Annotated in this window: 1 protein-coding gene, 1 tRNA gene and 2 pseudogenes; 1 reads left to right on the top strand and 3 read right to left on the bottom strand. The window is 61.5% G+C overall.

Features of this window, described 5'->3' with window-relative positions:
• Positions 1 to 189, top strand: a pseudogene (locus ACZM96_RS10680) (DUF362 domain-containing protein); the annotation flags it as partial.
• Between the two features lie 681 nt (positions 190 to 870).
• On the opposite strand, the gene ACZM96_RS10675 reads toward ACZM96_RS10680, so the two are convergent.
• The 3 genes and pseudogenes from ACZM96_RS10675 to ACZM96_RS10665 all read right to left on the bottom strand — a co-directional run.
• Positions 871 to 957 (bottom strand) — tRNA-Leu (locus tag ACZM96_RS10675).
• A gap of 64 nt (positions 958 to 1,021) precedes the next feature.
• Positions 1,022 to 1,288, bottom strand: a complete 267-nt coding sequence (locus ACZM96_RS10670) for an oligopeptide/dipeptide ABC transporter ATP-binding protein (protein ID WP_489489041.1) — start codon at positions 1,286 to 1,288, stop codon at positions 1,022 to 1,024.
• Positions 1,289 to 1,429: 141 nt separating this feature from the next.
• Positions 1,430 to 1,975: pseudogene (locus ACZM96_RS10665) on the bottom strand (ATP-binding cassette domain-containing protein); the annotation flags it as partial.
• Positions 1,976 to 2,297: the final 322 nt, after the last annotated feature.

Here is a 2,297-nt window from a genome sequence, read left to right as displayed (position 1 = left end):
CTCGGCATACTGGCGTCCACGGACATTCAGGCCATAGATCGGGCGTCCGTGGACATGATCTACGCGCTGCCGGAAGACGTGCGCGCGCCCATGGTGGAGCGCATGGAAAGCCGGAAGGGACTGCGTCAGCTTTCCTACATGAAGGAAATGGGACTCGGCAGCAGCGAATACGAACTGATCTGGGTGTAGCGCGGGCGCTGCCTGCGGTTTGCTCCGGTTGATGTCGGGCGGTTGCGTGTTTTCGGCGCGGCCGCCCGATGCCTTTTTTACATGTATGCGTACACCACCCATCGCCGGAAGAGAGCGGGGCGCGCCGCGTCGTGGGGTCGGGAAAGTCGCCGGTCGTCCCGGCGCTGCGCCATACCGGAGCTTGGGAGATAGCAAGCCGCACAGGACCGCCGCTCGTGGAAACGGACGCGCCCGCCTGGTCTGACACGATGGAAAAAAGGCCGCCGACTGCGCGTCGCGCGGAGGAGAGTGTTGACGGCGGGCGGCTTCTGATGATGGTTCATCAGACGTTGCGTCGTGTGCAGGGGAGCGCGTTGCGCCGTCGCCTTTGCTGAACGTTTCCGTCGGAAGGCCTGCGCCCGGCGTTTTGCGCCTGCGTCGGCGGGGCCGTCGAGGCTTTTCAGCCGGGGCGGCAGTTCTGAGTCATGGGGTCATGAAGGATGAGGAATGAGCGCCCCGGATTGTTGCGGGGGCGACTGAGCACAAGCGCAGGGGAGCGGAGCCGCCGTGAGGGTGACGTGCGCCCGGAGAGGTGGCCCGGCCGGGATCGGCGTGTGTGGGAGAAAAGCCTGTGCGACGGAGACAAAAGCGGCGGAAAACGAAAAAGGGCTGTCATATTCATGACAGCCCTGATATTCGTACTGGTGCCGAAGAAGAGACTCGAACTCTTACTCCCGAACGGGAACTAGACCCTGAACCTAGCGTGTCTACCAATTTCACCACTTCGGCGCAGGAATGTTCTTAGTAAATTTGCCGTCCTTTGGCAAGCATTTTTTTCGTGTTCGGCGAAATTTTATGCGAAAGCCTTCCAGCAGCGCACGAAATGATGCTCGCCGACGGCCCGGAGCGGCGGTTCGCTGAGGCACTGCTGCGAAGCGTGCGGGCAGCGCGGCCGGAAGGAGCAGCCTTCGGGCAGTTCGGAAGGCAGCGGAACCATGCCGGGAATGGAGGGCAGTCTTTCGCAGTTGTGATTGCCCACGAGGGGCGCGCAGGCCATGAGTCCCCGGGAATAGGGATGGAGCGGTTCGGCGAAGAATTCGGAAACCGGAGCCTGTTCCATGAGCTCGCCGGCGTACATGACGGCGACGTCGTCCGCAGCTTCGGCCACCACGCCGAGATCGTGGGTGATGAGCAGCACGCCCATGTCCCTTTCGCGGGCGAGCCTGCCGAGAAGGCGCAGAATCTGCCCCTGAATGGTGATGTCGAGCGCGGTGGTGGGTTCGTCGGCCAGCAGAAGCTTGGGCGAGCAGGCCAGCGCCATGGCTATCATGACGCGCTGACGCATGCCCCCGGAAAACTGATGCGGATAGTCGTTGAGCCTGCGGACGGGGTCGGGTATGCCCACGAGGTCCATGAGCTCGGCGGCGCGCTCTTCAGCCGCGCGGCCGTGCAGGCATTCGTGGATTTCGAGAGGCTCGGCAAGCTGCTTTCCTATGCGCAGCACGGGATTCAGGGAGGTCATGGGTTCCTGGAAGATCATGGAGATGTCGCGGCCTCGCCGGTGGCGCATGTCCTTTTCTCTGAGCTTGAGCAGGTCTTCGCCTTCAAAGAGCAGGGCTCCGGAGCAAACGCGTCCCGGAGAGGGAAGCAGGCGCATGATGGAAAAGGCCGTCATGCTCTTGCCGGATCCAGATTCGCCCACGAGGCAGAGCGTGCGGCCCCGAAACAGCGAAAAACTGATGTCGCGCACGACGGGAACGGAACCAAAGGATACGGTGAGATGCTGAACGTCGAGCAGGGGAAGCATGATGAAAAGCCCGCTTGCAGAAGGTAAAAACGTGCCCCGCGCCCAGGAGTGCGCGGAAAAGGACGAGGCGACTATGCCATAGCTTCAAAAGGGGGGCAAGCGACGGCCGCATGATTTGACAAGCGGGCTGCGGAAGCATAGCTTATTGAAACCGCATTTCGTATCGGGACATTCGGAATCTTCGGTCGGTTCACGACCAACTGTCCGAGAAGTCAGGCGGAAAACGTCCTGAGCTGAGTCGTCGTTCTGAATCCTCCCGGTGCGGGGAGAACAACCCTCAGCATCATCAAGGACATTTGATATGAGCATACCTCTTCGTTCT

This window comes from Mailhella sp. (assembly GCF_057866825.1).
This window is presented reverse-complemented; position numbering and strand designations above follow the sequence as displayed.

Bases quoted from the DNA above. Each gene is read 5' to 3' on its own strand.
- ACZM96_RS10670 (WP_489489041.1), bottom strand. From the start codon at position 1,288: ATGGAACAGGCTCCGGTTTCCGAATTCTTCGCCGAACCGCTCCATCCC.